Below are 14091 nucleotides of genomic sequence, written 5' to 3'. Positions count from 1 at the left end.
GTGCCTCCAGCCCGGAATCAAAAGAGTGACTTTCTATGGCTGATGCCCCCAAGCGCGATCCCCAGACCGACCGACCCGCCAACCAGCGCGGCGCCGCCCGACTGGCGGCTGTGCAGGCGCTCTATCAGATGGATATCGGCCGGACCTCGCTGGAAGATACGCTTGCCCAGTTTGGCAGCTTCCACCTGGGTCGCGAGATCGAAGGCGAGCAGTATCTGCCTGCTGACGCTGACTTTTTCAAGCAGATCGTCACCGGAGTCACCAAGCATCAGCTGGCGATTGACCCTGCCGTGGATCAGGCCCTGGCCGAAGGTTGGCCGGTCGAGCGCGTTGATGCCACCTTGCGCGCTATCCTGCGCGCCGCTGCCTTTGAACTGCTGCGCCGCAAGGATATTCCGCCGCGCGTGGTCATCACCGAATATGTCGACATTGCCAAGGCCTTCTACGAAGACGAGGCCACCGGCATGGTCAATGGCGCACTCGACGCCATCGCCCGCACGGCCGGCTCGGACATGTCCGAGACCAAATAGGGCAGGGCCTATTGCGGCATGGGCGCCTTCTCGTCCTGCCATTTCTCTTCAGCAAGATCATCGCCACCGGCCGCAATTACCGCTTTGATGGCGTAATTGGCGGCGTGGCGAGCATGGCTCGGCTCGTGAGCGGTCGCAGCTGAATGCGCTGCGGCGCGGGCCGCGTCGCGGGCCACCGCATCACCCGCATCGCGTGCAGCAGCATGGCCGGCAACGGCGGCCTTGCGGGCTTCTGCCATGGTTATCTTGCCGCTCGCCCAGCGTCGTGCTGCTGAAATTGCCGCCTTGGGACGGGAATCGCCTGGCTTTGCGGCTTCAAACAGGGGCAGGACGCGCTCGGCGCAGTCTGCTGCCCAGCTGGCGATCGCCTTGTGGTGCTTGGTATTGTGCTGCATCTGTGTCTCCAAAAGCAAAAAGCCCCGGTCTCCCGGGGCCTTCGATATCTCTGCGCAGCCGGTCTAGAACGACTGCAGGATCTGATCGATAAAGGTGCGGTCTTCGCCAAATGATGGCGTACGCCGTGTTTCCATGGCGATGGTCTTGCCGTCCTGAAGCGTATAGACGGCCTTGTCGACCACTTTCTTGTTCTTGTCGAAATAGACCGCCAGGACTGTGCGCGAGTCGATCATGCTCATGCCGAACGCGGTCTGGCGAATTTTGGTCTCCACATAGTACCAGGCCGACTGGTCACCAAATGTATTGGTCGACTGCGGAGAGCCCAGCACAAGGCTGACCAGTTTCTGGCTCTGACCGGGGCGAATCTGGGCCTGAGCGCTCTCGGAAATCTCATAGCCTTGGGTTCGCGAGCTCACCAGCGAGGTGCTGCTGGTGCAGGCTCCCAACGCGACCGCGATCACGACAGCGGCTGCGATTGGCGCAAATGGACCGGAGACGGAACGCAGGGACATGAATTTGACTTTCTCGATGGCTCTCGACTATAGGCACGACCACAACGCGGCAAACGCTTCAGCCGCCGGAATGTGTAGCTGCCAATCTGCCCGTCTGGCAAGCTGGCAATGGTCCGATGGGCCGTTTTGCCCGGGTGTTAGGCCGACCACGAAGCTGAGCGCAACCCCATGATACTCAACCTGTTCCGCAAGAATACCGCCACCGAACCGGTTTACGCCGTTTATAGCGCCATTGTGGCGCAATCCCGGCAGCCCCATTTCTACGCCGAATGGCAGGTGCCTGACACCGTCACCGGTCGCTTCGACATGATCAGCCTGCATATGGCCCTGCTGTTCCGCCGGCTTCGTGCCGAGGCCAGCACGGATAAGGATTTTAGTCAGGCCGTTTTTGATCTGTTTTTCAAGGATATGGACAGATCATTGCGCGAGATGGGGGTCGGCGATCTCGGCGTTCCCAAGCGCATCCAGAAGATGGGCAACGTGTTCTTCGGTCTGCTTGCTGCCTTGTCTGATGCGATGGATCGCCATGATCTGGTCGCACTGCAAAGCGTATTGTCGCGCAATATTTATGACGAAGCCGAAGGCAGTCACGTCGAGGCTATGGCTGCCTATCTACTGCGTCAGGATGCAGCCGTGTCCCGCCAGTCCGCTGATGCCATAACAAAGGGCACTATTGAGTTTGAGAGCCCGCAATGAGCCAGTCCGACGCCCCCATACTCGACGCGATCGTGCGCATTGACCGTCTCCCCGCTTCGGGACGCTCGGTCAAGGTCGCCACTGATGCGCAAAAGCGCGCTGAACTGGCGCAAATTCTCAAGGTTGATGCTGTTGAAGCTTTCGACGCCAACCTCACCGTCACACCGCTGCGCGGCGGTATCCGTGCCCTCGGCCACCTGAGCGCGCGCGTCGTTCAGTCCTCTGTGGTGTCGTTTGAGCCTGTCTATCAGGATATCGAAGAAGCAATTGACCGGGTGTTTCTGCCACAGGACACCGAAAAGGTTGCCACGCCCGGATCTGAGGTTTTTGTCGACCTTGAGGACGACGACTTTCCCGATCACATTGACGGACCCGAGGTCGATTTGAGCGCATTGCTGATCGAAACCATCGGCTTGGCCATCGATCCCTATCCGCGTCGTCCCGGCGAAAGTGTCGAATCTCTGGGGCTGAATGTCGATGGCGAGGCCTCCGGGCCGTTCGCTGCACTGACAAAACTCAAGAAGTCCACCGACATTGATCAGTAGCACCAGCGGCGGGGCTTGCACCGACTCCCCGATGGGATATGTCTCGCAGGCCTGCCGATTAGGCGGAAAACGGGCGGAAATGATCGAAACAATTACTCTATCAGTGGATGCCATGGGCGGCGATAACGCCCCCCGCGCGGTTATCCACGGCGCCGACCTGCTCCTCAAGGAGCACAATAACGCGCGGTTCATCTTTCACGGGCGGCAGGAGCAGATCGATCCGCTGCTCAACGAATTCCCCGCACTCAAGTCAGCCTCATCGGTGCGCCACTGCGAAACAGTGATCGCCATGGATGAAAAGCCCAGCCAGGCGCTGCGCAAGGGGCGTGGCACCTCCTCGATGTGGATGACCATCCAGGCCGTCAAGGACGGAGAGGCCAGCGTCGCCGTCTCTGGCGGCAATACGGGCGCGCTGATGGCCATGGCCACCTTCTGCCTGCGACCGATGGAGGGCATTGCCCGTCCCGGCATCGCGGCCATCTGGCCGACGCTGCGCAAGGATATTGTCGTGCTCGACATGGGCGCCACCATTGGCGCAGATGCCCAGCAACTGGTCGATTATGCCATTCTCGGTTCGGCGCTAGCGCGCTGCCTGTTCGACGATGAGTCGCCCACCGTGGGTCTGCTCAATGTCGGCACCGAAGAGGTCAAAGGTCTCGAATCCATCAAGGAAGCCGGTCGCATTCTCAGTGATGCCAGCGGATCGGGATTCACCTATCACGGCTTTGTCGAAGGCGATGACATCGGCAAGGGCACCGTGGACGTTGTGGTGACCGAAGGTTTTGTCGGCAATATTGCTCTCAAGACCGCCGAAGGCACCGCCCGCCAGGTTGGCTCCTATCTGCGCACGGCGCTTAAGTCGAACCTGATGAGCCGTATTGGTGCTCTGTTTGCCACGTCCGCACTGAACGCCTTGCGCAAGCGCATGGACCCACGCACCGTCAATGGCGGTGTGTTTATGGGGCTCAATGGCATTGTGATCAAATCGCACGGTGGTACCGACGAAGTCGGTTACAAAAGCGCCTTGAATCTGGCCTATGGCATGGCCCGCAGCAATCTTGTCGCCAAGATCGACGAGACCATGAAACGTTTCCCTATCAAAGCGGCACCTGTCGCAGCTGATGCAGAATCCGAGGCAAAACCGGCGTGACCAAGACGCGTTCCATCATCCGTGGTGTCGGCAGCTATTTGCCTGAGAAAATCCTCACCAACGACGAACTGGCCAAGCGGGTCGACACCTCTGACGAATGGATCCAGCAGCGGGTCGGCATTAAGCAGCGCCATATCGCTGCTGAGGGCCAGTACACGTCAGATCTGGCAGTCGAGGCCGCCAAGCGCGCCATGGCGGCAGCTGGCGTGACGCCCGACGACATTGATCTTATCATCGTTGCCACCACCACGCCCGACTACACCTTCCCATCAGCGGCCACGCTGGTACAGATGAAGCTGGGCATGCATCACGGCATGGCCTTCGACTTGCAGGCGGTCTGTTCTGGCTTCGTCTATGGCATGGTCACCGCCGATAGCTACATCAAGAACGATCTGTCCAAGCGGGCTCTCGTGATCGGGGCCGAGACATTCTCGCGCCTGCTCGACTGGACCGACCGCACCACCTGCGTGCTGTTTGGTGACGGCGCCGGTGCGGTTGTGCTCGAAAAGGCCGAACTGGCAGACGATGCGCCTGAACAGGGCATTCTGGCCTCAGCACTGCGCTCTGATGGCCATCACTGGGACAAGCTCTACGTCGATGGCGGTCCGTCCACCACCGGCACTACCGGCCATGTGCACATGCAGGGCAAGGAAGTGTTCCGCCACGCCGTCGGCAAGATCACCGACGTGGTCTATGACACGCTCGACAAGGCTGGCTATACCGTGGACGACCTCGACTGGTTCGTGCCCCATCAGGCCAACCGGCGGATCATCGAAGGGGCAGGGGCCAAGCTTGGCCTGCCGCCTGAGAAGGTAGTGATGACCGTGGGCGAACACGCCAATACCTCGGCGGCCTCGGTGCCGTTGGCGCTCAGCGTTGCTGTTGCCGACGGGCGCATCAAGTCCGGTGATCTGGTCATGCTCGAGGCCATGGGTGGTGGCTTCACCTGGGGCGCTACCCTCATTCGTTGGTAGACGCCGTCGCAGCCCGATTGACCTTAGGTGTTTCAAGGCGTTAGTGTCATTTTCTAGTGGAGGACACGGTGCAAAATTCTGCCGCATGAGGGGTTTGTGCGGCGCGTTTGCGCTGACTGGAAGGACGGGTTTCTGCGGTTTGGCGCGACCTTTGGCAGGTCCAGTTGAACCGCACAAAAGACTGGGATGGTAACGATTGTTCCGCCCGAGGAGCCCAGCCATTCGGACAACACGGGGTTTCGAATGACGCAAAAGACGGTAACGCGGGCGGATCTCGCCGAAGCGGTCTACGGCACGGTCGGCCTGTCCAGAACCGAGTCAGCTGAATTGGTAGAGCGGGTATTGGAACTGATCGGCGATGCGCTGATTTCGGGGTCCAATGTCAAACTTTCTTCCTTCGGGTCCTTCCAGGTGCGCTCAAAGAACGAGCGCATCGGCCGCAATCCGAAGACGGGCGAAGAGGTCCCGATCCTGCCCCGGCAGGTTCTTGTGTTCAAACCGTCCAACGTGTTGAAGTCCAAGATCAACAAATCTATGGTTGTGACTGGAAAATAAGCCATCCAGCGAGTCTCAGCCTTCGTGGACAAGTCGCCAGACGCATTCCGGACAATATCTGAAGCCGCCGAGGAACTGGACCTGCCACAGCATGTCCTGCGTTTCTGGGAGACTCGCTTCAACACGATCAAGCCGCTTAAGCGCGGCGGTGGTCGCCGCTACTATCGTCCCGACGATGTTCTGCTGCTGCGCGGCATCCGTCACCTGCTCTATGATCAGGGTTTTACCATCAAGGGTGTGCAGCGCATCATCAAGGATCAGGGCAGCCGCTATGTCATCGCCGTAGGCGAGGGCAAGTCGATCGATGATATCCTGCCCATGATCGAGGAAGCCGAAGCCGCTGGTGACGAGGCCGAGATCGAAGACGCCATGATGCAGGCCAATGCTGGCCTTGATCAGGAATCCCGGGACAAGCTGTCTCAGGTGATGCGTGAACTGCTCGAGTGCAAGCGCATTCTGGAGCGCGCACGCGAAGCGTGAACGCAACGCCGGGTTTCCGATCTAAATGGAATGTATGTTCTGAATTGACAATATGACGGTTGATGTGTTGCATCGCTCTCTATTGTTGCAGGAGACTTCCCATGACTGTTCGTTTCGGCCTGCTGGGCGCTGGCCGCATCGGCAAGGTGCATGCCAATGCTGTGTCGTCCAATTCCAAGGCCAAGCTGGTTGCTGTTGCTGATGCCTTCGAGAAGGCGGCGAGCGATCTTGCCGGCCAATATGGCTGCGCGGTGCGTAGTATTGAGCAGATTCTGGCTGCCGATGACATCGATGCAGTGGTGATCTGCACCCCCACCGATACCCATGCCGAGCTGATCGAACAGTTTGCGCGTGCCGGCAAGGCGGTCTTCTGCGAGAAGCCCATCGATCTTGACGTCGAGCGGGTCAAGGCCTGCCTCAAGGTGGTCGACGCCGAGGCCGCCACGCTCATGGTTGGCTTCAACCGGCGCTTTGATCCCCATTTTCAGGCCGTGCACGACGTGATCGCCAAGGGCGAGATCGGCACCGTTGAGATGGTCACCATCGTCTCGCGCGATCCCGGTGCCCCGCCTGTGGACTACATCAAACGCTCTGGTGGTATCTTCCGCGACATGACCATCCACGATTTCGATATGGCCCGCTATCTGCTGGGCGAGGAGATCGAATCCGTGACCGCTCAGGCCTCGGTGCTGGTCGACAAGGCCATCGGCGAGGCAGGGGACTTCGACAGCGCCTCGGTCATGCTCCAGACCGCCACCGGCAAGCACGCCACCATTTCGAACTCGCGCCGCGCCACTTATGGCTATGACCAGCGCATCGAGGTGCATGGCTCCAAAGGCGCGGTTTCGGCGGAAAACCAGCGCCCGGTCTCGATCGAAGTCGCCAATGCCAGTGGCTATACGCGCCCACCGCTGCACGACTTCTTCATGACCCGCTATCTCGATGCTTATGCCCATGAAATCAGTGCCTTCATCGACTTTGTGGAATCAAAATCTCCAGCATCACCGAGCGGTATCGACGGGTTGATCGCGCTGGCACTGGCCGACGCGGCGGTCAAATCGGTCAAGGAAGGCCGCACCGTCAAGGTGAGTGAAGTCACCGGCGTGATGGCTGATCGGTCGATCTTTCAGGGGCGGTAATTCGCTCATCTGCGCTACCAACTAGTCACCCTCGGGTCGAGCCCGAGGGCGACTATTTTCATGCGAACTTGCACTGCCGTGGAGTACCTATTTCAGCAGCCACTCATGCTCGGCCGCGTTGTGGAATTTCCACACGCGCTTGGGGCCTGCCATGACGTTGAGATAATAGAGGTCATAGCCCGCGGTCGTCGCCACGGGGTGATAGCCCCTGGGCACCAGCGTCACATCGCCATCCTCAATTACCAGCGCCTCATCAAGGCTGCGATCATCGGTATAGACGCGCTGCATGGCAAAGCCCTGCTGCGGCTTCAGACGATGGAAATAGGTCTCTTCGAGCATGCTCTCGTGGGGCAAATTGTCCTGATCATGCTTGTGCGGCGGATAGGAGGAGGTGTTGCCCTGCGGGGTGATGACCTCGACAACCAGCAGCGAATGCGCCGCGCCGTCATCTTCGGGCATGATGTTATAGACGTGGCGCACATTGGCGCCCTTGCCGCGGGTAACCTGCGGGTGCCGCCCCGGCTTGATGACATGGGCCTTGTAGTCGCCGCCACCGGGGGCTGCACATACTGCCAGTTCAAGTGGTGTTGTCGCTTCCACAGTCCAGCTACTGCCCCTGGGCAGATAAACTGCCCAAGGCGCGCCTTCGAACGGGCTCATGCGCTCGCCCAACTCGCCAAAGTCTACACCGTCTACGGTGAACTTGCCCTTGCCGCCGACCAGCACCAGGCACAATTCCTGCTCGCCAGCGTCGCCGCCGGCGGTGTCGCCAGCGCCAAGCTTGTGCAGGGCAAACCCCACATAGGTCCAGCCGGCATTAGCCGGGGTTACGTTATGAACTTGGCCCGTTATCCCCTTCGGGCGGACGCGGAGGTTCGGATTGGTCGCCATTATCGGGCTCCTCCTTGGGAAACGCATAAAAGAAATTATAGAGCGAATAGGCCAGGGCCGCGCCTACGAGAAAGGCCCAGAACTGGTCCTGGGTCCAGAACAGCTCCCAGACGACCCAGATCGCCAGAAACACTGTTACCGCAACGCGGCGCCAAAGCGGCCGAAACCAGCTTATGTCATTTTTCTGCACGCCAACCTGCCTTCACTCTGCAATCCCAACGGATTGGATGTAGCACATGGCGGCGGCAAAACTCACCCCTTGGGCACAACTCAGCCCTTCGGAAAGCCCTGTGTTTCCACAGTGTAACCGGCATTGGTCATGACGCGCATAAGTTCCTTGTAACCAAGCTGGGCCATGGTCAGAGGCGGGTTGGCCTTGGGGTCCTGCTCGGCCTCCACAACAAACCAGCCCTCATAGCCATAGTCCGCGAACTTCTGCACGATCGCGCCAAAGTCCAGCGAGCCATCGCCCGGCACGGTGAAGGCGCCCAGCGCCACGGCATCGAGGAAGGATTGACGGCTGCGGTCGAGGGCATCGATGACACCCATGCGCACATCTTTGACGTGGACGTGGTTGATCCGCTTGTGGTGCTTGTCGATCGCGGCCAGCACATCGCCGCCCGCAAACGCCAGATGACCGGCGTCAAACAGCAGGGGAATGCCCTCGCCAGAATGGCTCATGAAGGTATCAAGTTCAGCTTCGGTCTCAACCACGGCCCCCATATGATGATGGTAGGAGAGAGGCATGCCCTGTTCGGCGCACCATTCGCCAAATGCGGTGAGCGTGCGGCCATAAGCCTTCATCTCGTCATCGTCGAGCCTGGGCTTGGTGTTGAGAGGACGCGAACGGTCACCCTGTACCGAACGACCGACTTCGCCATAAACGATGCAGGGCGCATCGACTGCCTTGAACAGCTCGATCATTGGCGCAATGCGCGCCTTGTTGGTCGCCAGGTCTTCATCGACCAGCGTGCCTGAGAACCAGCCGCCGCAGAGCGTGACATCGGCCGCCTGGAGAATGGGCAGCATTACCGCAGGATCATCGGGAAAACGCCGGCCCTTTTCCATGCCGGTGAACCCGGCCGAGCGCGACTGACGCAGGCATTCCTCCAGCGATACGTCATCGCTGAGTTCAACAAGATCGTCGTTCCACCACGCAATCGGCGACATGCCGAGTTTGGCTTTCATGCTCATCGTCTGAATTCCCTTACGACCGCTGCTGCTTGAGCGCGGTCTCATACTCTGCGCGCGCCGCGTTTACTTCTGGCCGGGCGCTAACCTCGGGCACCGCAACATCCCACCAGTGACCACCTTCATCAGTGGTGATCAATGGATCTGTATCGATCACGATCACCGTGGTGCGGTCAGTGCTTTCGGTTTCCTGCAGGGCTGTTTCGAGCTCGGCAATCGAAGCGACCTTGCGCGAGGCAGCGCCCATCGCAGCAGCATGCGCGGCAAAATCGATTCCCGGCAGAGTGACATGGTGGGTGTCCTTCAACAGATTGTTGAAGTTGGCACCACCGGTCGCCATCTGCAGCCGATTGATGCAGCCATAGCCGGCATTGTCGAGCAGCACGATGGTCAGCTTGGCGCCCAGCATGATCGAACTGGCAATTTCCGAGTTCATCATCATGTAGCTGCCATCGCCAACCATGACGATGACATCGTCATTGGGGCGAGCCAGTTTAACGCCAAGACCGCCGGCAATCTCGTAGCCCATGGTCGAGAAGCCATATTCCATATGATAGCTGCCGGGCTGGTCGGCCTTCCACAGCTTGTGCAACTCGCCGGGCAAGCCGCCCGCCGCGCAGACCAGCGTGGCGTTCTCGCGCGCCCGCTGCACTGCACCGATAACCTGAGCGTCCGATGGCAGTTCGGCATTGGTGGTTGCGGTCGCCTCGGCAGCGGCATTGAGCCAGTCTTCCTTGCCGACCTTGGCGCGGTCGGTCCATTCGGGGTCGGCCTGCCAGCCTGTCAGGGCTGCATTGAGCGCTTCAAGACCGGCGCGGGCGTCGGCAACCAGGGGCAGGGCGCGATGCTTGTGCGCATCAAAGGCCTGCACGTTCAGCCCGACGATCTTGAGATCGTCATTCTTGAACAGGGCCCACGAGCCGGTGGTGAAATCCTGCAGCCGTGTGCCGATCGCCAGAACCACATCGGCTTCTTCCGCCAGCGTATTGGCCGCCGCCGTACCGGTAACACCGACCGAACCCATATTGAGCGTGTGATCATGGGGCAGGCTGGACTTACCGGCCTGAGTTTCCAGCACCGGCACGCCATAGCGCTCGGCAAAGCTGCGCAGCGTCGCGCTAGCCTCAGAATACAACACGCCACCACCAGCAATGATCACCGGCTTCTTGGCCTTGATCAGCGCGGTTGCGGCATTGGCGAACTCATCGCCATCCGGCATGGGGCGGCGCACGCCCCAGATCTTTTCGGCAAAGAAACTTTCGGGATAGTCATAGGCCTCGGCCTGCACGTCCTGACACACGCTCAGCGTCACCGGGCCGCATTCGGCCGGATCAGTCAGCACCTGCATGGCCCGGCGCAGGGCGGGCATGATCTGCTCGGGGCGCGTGATGCGGTCGAAATAGCGGCTGATGGGCTTGAAGCAATCATTGGCGGTGACACTGCCATCGCCCCAATCTTCGACCTGCTGCAGCACGGGATCGGGCAGGCGGTTGGCAAACACATCACCGGGCAGCAGCAGCACGGGCAGCCGGTTCACATGTGCCAAAGCGGCCGCGGTGACCATGTTCAGTGCCCCTGGGCCGATCGAACTGGTGCAGGCCATGAAGCGACGGCGGAAGCTTGCCTTGGCATAAGCAATGGCGGCATTGGCCATGCCCTGCTCATTCTGCGCCCGATAGGTGGGCAGCGTATCCTTGACGCCGTGCAGCGCCTCGCCCAGACCAGCCACATTGCCGTGCCCGAAGATCGCGAACACGCCGCCGAAGATCGGCACGATTTCGCCGTCGATCTCGGTCTTCTGCATGGTCATGAAACGGGCCACGGCTTGGGCCATTGTCAGTCGAACGGTGTTCTGGCTCATCGCCTCAGTCCTTGTCGTCGGCGCCATGGGCGCCTGCATGTCATTGTGTCCAAGCCTATCACAGCCAGACGGTGCGGGCAGGGATGTCAGGCCGGTTTGTGATCGCCCAGACGTTCCCACACCGCGACCAGCGCGCCGAAGCGTTGTGCCATGTCGGCAATGGCCTCTTCGTCGCTCATGGAGCCCGCCAGCCATGCCTTGGCGGCGGCAGCGAAGATGGTGCGCCCCACAGCAAAGCCGCGGACCTGCCGGGAGGTGTGCGCGAGGGCAAACCCAGCTTCCAGCGCTTCATGGCTGGCTTCAAGCCCGAGCAGCACAATGCCGCGACAGAGCGGGTCGCGCGCTTCGATGACCTGATCGATGGCGCTCCAGGTTGCAGCACTGGTTTGCGGCTCCAGTTTCCACCAGTCGGGCCGAATGCCGGCATCGTAGATCTCGGTCATGGCGCGGGCGATGGTGTCATCCCCCAGCGTGCCATGCTTGCCAGCGATGATCTCAACCAGCAGGTCCCGGCCAATTTTGCGGGCGGCGTCGTGCGCGGCACCCAGTTTGGCGATCTGCTCGACCCTGAGCGCGGCAGGATCGTCGGGGTGAAAGAAGCACAGCACCTTGATGGCGTGCTCGATCGGCCAGTCGATAATCCGGCTGCCAACGTCCTGGCTGAATTCGAATTGCAGCGGCCGCGAGCCGGGCAACTCGATGGGGCGGGCAATCCAGAAGCCCTGGGCTTCGGCGGCAAACAGCGCTTTGCGGCCATGCTTGTCGTCGAGCAGCATGCCAAAGCCCGGCCGACCATCCGCAATGCGTGACGCCGCCGTTACGGCAAGTTCCTTGAAGGCGGAAATCGACGCTTCCGTCGCGCCGGGGATTTCCTCAAGCTGGCTACGATGATCAATCGCCAGCGCCATCAGCTTTGGCCAGGCGCGGCGGCGTGTGGTCGCCCAGTGGATATGATTGAGATCGTCGTCATTGCGCAGGGCGCGCTTGGGGCTGCCCTTGGTCATGAAGTGATCGAGCTCGGCCCAGCTGGGGTATTCCGGCGAACACATCAGGCGCGATACGGCGAAGGCGCCGCAGGCATTGGCCCAGGTGGCGCTGGTGGCGTGGCTCTCGCCGCTCAGCCAGCCGCGCAACCAGCCGCTCATGAAGGCGTCGCCCGCCCCCAGCACATTATAGACCTCGATGGGGAAGCCTTCACCGACGATGCCGGCTTCCAGATCATCGGGGATGGCACCATCATAGACGATGCAGCCCATGGGCCCGCGCTTCAAGACAATCGTAGCGGAGGAAAGGCCACGGATCGTCCTGAGCGCGGAGAGCAGGTCGGCTTCACCGGAGGCAATGAGGACCTCCTCTTCGGTGCCGACGATCAGGTCACAGTCGGGCAGCACCGACTGGTATTTTTGCGAGACGATGTCGGAGGCGACATAGCGCTCAAAGCCTGCATCATGGCCGGCAAGGCCCCACAGATTGGGGCGGTAATCAATGTCGAAGGCAATACGGGCGCCACTGGCCCTGGCAATACGGATCGCCTTTTTCTGCGCCGCTTCGCTATTGGGGCGCGAGAAATGGGTGCCGGTAACCACGATGGAACGGGCAGAGGCGATCAGGGCTTCATCGATATCGCCTTCGTCCAGTGCCATGTCGGCGCAGTCGGTGCGATAAAAGATCATGGGCGAGACGCCCTCGGCCTCGACCGAAAGCAGCACCAGCGCCGTCAGGCGCGCGGGGTCGGTGGCTATACCGGCAGTTTCAACGCCCTCGCGGGCCAGCTGTTCGGTGATGAAGCGGCCCATCTGTTCGTGGCCGACGCGGGTGATCAGCGCCGACTTCAGCCCCAGCCGGGCCGTGCCCACCGCAATATTGGCGGGGCAGCCGCCCACGGATTTGGCAAAGCTGCCGACGTCTTCAAGCCGCGTGCCGATCTGCTGGCCATACAGGTCCACCGAAGCGCGCCCGATGGTAATGACATCGAGCGTTTTCGTCCCGTGTTCGGGCTGCGCGTTTGTCACGGCGATCCTCCCATGCGGCCAACGGCCAATCAGTCTTCATCCAGCGATCTGGATGCCGATTATGAAACATAGGTTCCGGCGCTTCGTCAATATAGAACGCGCGTTCTATTTGTGGAATGTCAGCCCCGGCGCCGCTTTTCCGCAATGCTAACCGTCAGCGCCATGGCAAAGGCCATGCTCGCCGATAACGAGCGGAAACCGGCATGGTCGGCTTCGACCACCTCGAACCATTCCCGGGAACACTCTGCCAGTGGCGAGAAAGCCGAGTCGGTCAGCGACACCACCGGGATGTCGCGCGCCGCCAGCGCCCGCGCCTGCGCCGCGCTTTCAGAAGCATAGGGGGCGTAACTGATGGCGAAGGCAGCATCTTGCGGTGTGGCCATGGCCAGCAGGTCATCATCGGTCCCCGCAGAGGTGCCGACCAACTGGCACTTCACCCGCAGCTTGCCAAAGGCGTAGGCCATGTAATTGGTGATGGGGTAGGAGCGGCGCTTGGCGATCAGATAAATGGTGTCGGCACCTGCCAGTAGCGTCACCGCACGTTCCAGCTGATCGGGATCCACGGCGGCGGCAATGGCGTCAATGGATCGGTGCCCGGCAGCCAGAAAGCCGTTGAGCAGGCTGGTGCTCTCGGCAATTGTGGTGTCGCCGGCTTCTAGCGCCTTGAGCCGGTCGTCATAGGATGAGGTGCGCTCCCTCAATCGGGCGCGGAACAGCAATTGCAGGCCGGAAAAGCCGTCAAACCCGAAATGCTGGGCAAAGCGCACCAGCGTTGACGGTTGCACATTGGCTGACAGGGCAATGCTGGCTGCCGTGCCAAAGGCGATCTCGTCGGGATTATCCAGCGCATAGGCCGCGACCTGGCTCAACCGCTTGGGCAATTCGCTCTTGCGCTCGATAATCGCGGTGCGCAGGGCATCAAAATCCTGCGGTGGCTCGGCTGTGGCGGTGACTTCAGACATGCGGGTCCTCGCTATTGCGCCGCCATCTTCCCCAAACTGCTCCAGCATTCAAGTCTTTTTGGAAAGCCTGTTCCAAAGGTGGAATAAAACACGATGCCCTGGTGGACCCCGTTGAACCGGTTACCAGCAGGATACAATATGCCCACCGCGCGGGGACAACTGGGCATGAAAAAGGGCCGCCTGTCGGCGACCCCCTT

At 60.7% G+C, this 14091-nt stretch carries 16 protein-coding genes; 8 read left to right on the top strand and 8 right to left on the bottom strand.

What is annotated here, in order from left to right:
• Nucleotides 1–35 precede the first annotated feature (35 nt).
• Nucleotides 36–530 carry a transcription antitermination factor NusB gene (gene nusB / locus AC0L37_RS11120; RefSeq protein WP_212658382.1) on the top strand — a complete coding sequence of 165 codons (495 nt, stop codon included), beginning with the start codon at nt 36–38 and terminating at the stop codon, nt 528–530.
• An 8-nt stretch (nt 531–538) separates the two neighbouring features.
• On the opposite strand, the gene AC0L37_RS11115 is transcribed toward nusB, so the two are convergent.
• On the bottom strand, nt 539–925 hold the full coding sequence (locus AC0L37_RS11115; RefSeq protein WP_212658381.1) for a putative immunity protein: 387 nt from the start codon (nt 923–925) through the stop codon (nt 539–541).
• A 63-nt stretch (nt 926–988) separates the two neighbouring features.
• On the bottom strand, nt 989–1438 hold the full coding sequence (locus tag AC0L37_RS11110) for an outer membrane protein assembly factor BamE (protein ID WP_212658380.1): 450 nt from the start codon (nt 1436–1438) through the stop codon (nt 989–991).
• Nucleotides 1439–1606: 168 nt separating this feature from the next.
• Between AC0L37_RS11110 and AC0L37_RS11105 the strand changes: the two genes are divergently transcribed.
• The 7 genes from AC0L37_RS11105 (at nt 1607) to iolG (ending at nt 6977) form a co-directional block, all read left to right on the top strand.
• Complete coding sequence (locus AC0L37_RS11105; protein WP_282221113.1) at nt 1607–2134, top strand: ubiquinol-cytochrome C chaperone family protein; 528 nt, start codon at nt 1607–1609, stop codon at nt 2132–2134.
• Nucleotides 2131–2679, top strand: a complete 549-nt coding sequence (locus AC0L37_RS11100; protein ID WP_282221114.1) for a YceD family protein — start codon at nt 2131–2133, stop codon at nt 2677–2679. Before AC0L37_RS11105 ends, AC0L37_RS11100 begins: the two co-directional genes overlap by 4 nt.
• A 79-nt stretch (nt 2680–2758) precedes the next feature.
• On the top strand, nt 2759–3829 hold the full coding sequence (plsX, locus tag AC0L37_RS11095) for a phosphate acyltransferase PlsX (RefSeq protein WP_212658377.1): 1071 nt from the start codon (nt 2759–2761) through the stop codon (nt 3827–3829).
• A complete protein-coding gene (locus tag AC0L37_RS11090) occupies nt 3826–4803 on the top strand; it encodes a beta-ketoacyl-ACP synthase III (RefSeq protein ID WP_269369646.1) in 978 nt (325 codons plus the stop codon). The genes plsX and AC0L37_RS11090 overlap by 4 nt, the downstream gene beginning before the upstream one ends.
• 243 nt (nt 4804–5046) lie before the next feature.
• Nucleotides 5047–5358 (top strand): integration host factor subunit alpha, encoded by a 312-nt coding sequence (locus AC0L37_RS11085; RefSeq protein WP_212658375.1) that lies wholly within the window; start codon nt 5047–5049, stop codon nt 5356–5358.
• Nucleotides 5359–5382: 24 nt separating this feature from the next.
• Nucleotides 5383–5838: a MerR family transcriptional regulator gene (locus AC0L37_RS11080; protein WP_212658374.1), complete on the top strand. Its 456-nt coding sequence runs from the start codon at nt 5383–5385 to the stop codon at nt 5836–5838.
• A gap of 101 nt (nt 5839–5939) precedes the next feature.
• The gene (iolG, locus tag AC0L37_RS11075; RefSeq protein WP_282221115.1) at nt 5940–6977 is read left to right on the top strand and encodes an inositol 2-dehydrogenase; all 1038 of its coding nucleotides are present in this window, start codon (nt 5940–5942) and stop codon (nt 6975–6977) included.
• An 87-nt stretch (nt 6978–7064) separates the two neighbouring features.
• Here iolG and iolB read toward each other — a convergent pair whose 3' ends face one another.
• From iolB to AC0L37_RS11045, 6 genes are all read right to left on the bottom strand, one after another.
• Nucleotides 7065–7868: a 5-deoxy-glucuronate isomerase gene (gene iolB / locus AC0L37_RS11070; RefSeq protein ID WP_282221116.1), complete on the bottom strand. Its 804-nt coding sequence runs from the start codon at nt 7866–7868 to the stop codon at nt 7065–7067.
• Nucleotides 7810–8058 (bottom strand): hypothetical protein, encoded by a 249-nt coding sequence (locus AC0L37_RS11065; RefSeq protein ID WP_282221117.1) that lies wholly within the window; start codon nt 8056–8058, stop codon nt 7810–7812. Before AC0L37_RS11065 ends, iolB begins: the two co-directional genes overlap by 59 nt.
• An 80-nt stretch (nt 8059–8138) precedes the next feature.
• A complete protein-coding gene (gene iolE, locus AC0L37_RS11060) occupies nt 8139–9056 on the bottom strand; it encodes a myo-inosose-2 dehydratase (protein WP_282222986.1) in 918 nt (305 codons plus the stop codon).
• A 19-nt stretch (nt 9057–9075) separates the two neighbouring features.
• Nucleotides 9076–10920: a 3D-(3,5/4)-trihydroxycyclohexane-1,2-dione acylhydrolase (decyclizing) gene (iolD, locus tag AC0L37_RS11055; protein WP_282221118.1), complete on the bottom strand. Its 1845-nt coding sequence runs from the start codon at nt 10918–10920 to the stop codon at nt 9076–9078.
• Nucleotides 10921–11006: 86 nt separating this feature from the next.
• Nucleotides 11007–12932, bottom strand: a complete 1926-nt coding sequence (locus AC0L37_RS11050; RefSeq protein ID WP_282221119.1) for a bifunctional 5-dehydro-2-deoxygluconokinase/5-dehydro-2-deoxyphosphogluconate aldolase — start codon at nt 12930–12932, stop codon at nt 11007–11009.
• A gap of 119 nt (nt 12933–13051) precedes the next feature.
• Nucleotides 13052–13894: a MurR/RpiR family transcriptional regulator gene (locus tag AC0L37_RS11045; RefSeq protein WP_269369656.1), complete on the bottom strand. Its 843-nt coding sequence runs from the start codon at nt 13892–13894 to the stop codon at nt 13052–13054.
• Nucleotides 13895–14091: the final 197 nt, after the last annotated feature.

It is taken from the genome of Devosia sp. J2-20 (assembly GCF_055808475.1).
The sequence above is the reverse complement of the archived record's forward strand: the minus strand, read 5'-3'. Positions and strand labels throughout refer to the sequence as shown.

Coding starts and splice junctions, on each gene's coding strand:
- nusB (WP_212658382.1), top strand. CDS start 36: ATGGCTGATGCCCCCAAGCGCGATCCCCAGACCGACCGACCCGCCAAC.
- AC0L37_RS11115 (WP_212658381.1), bottom strand. CDS start 925: ATGCAGCACAATACCAAGCACCACAAGGCGATCGCCAGCTGGGCAGCA.
- AC0L37_RS11110 (WP_212658380.1), bottom strand. CDS start 1,438: ATGTCCCTGCGTTCCGTCTCCGGTCCATTTGCGCCAATCGCAGCCGCT.
- AC0L37_RS11105 (WP_282221113.1), top strand. CDS start 1,607: ATGATACTCAACCTGTTCCGCAAGAATACCGCCACCGAACCGGTTTAC.
- AC0L37_RS11100 (WP_282221114.1), top strand. CDS start 2,131: ATGAGCCAGTCCGACGCCCCCATACTCGACGCGATCGTGCGCATTGAC.
- plsX (WP_212658377.1), top strand. CDS start 2,759: ATGATCGAAACAATTACTCTATCAGTGGATGCCATGGGCGGCGATAAC.
- AC0L37_RS11085 (WP_212658375.1), top strand. CDS start 5,047: ATGACGCAAAAGACGGTAACGCGGGCGGATCTCGCCGAAGCGGTCTAC.
- iolG (WP_282221115.1), top strand. CDS start 5,940: ATGACTGTTCGTTTCGGCCTGCTGGGCGCTGGCCGCATCGGCAAGGTG.
- iolB (WP_282221116.1), bottom strand. CDS start 7,868: ATGGCGACCAATCCGAACCTCCGCGTCCGCCCGAAGGGGATAACGGGC.
- iolE (WP_282222986.1), bottom strand. CDS start 9,056: ATGAAAGCCAAACTCGGCATGTCGCCGATTGCGTGGTGGAACGACGAT.
- iolD (WP_282221118.1), bottom strand. CDS start 10,920: ATGAGCCAGAACACCGTTCGACTGACAATGGCCCAAGCCGTGGCCCGT.
- AC0L37_RS11045 (WP_269369656.1), bottom strand. CDS start 13,894: ATGTCTGAAGTCACCGCCACAGCCGAGCCACCGCAGGATTTTGATGCC.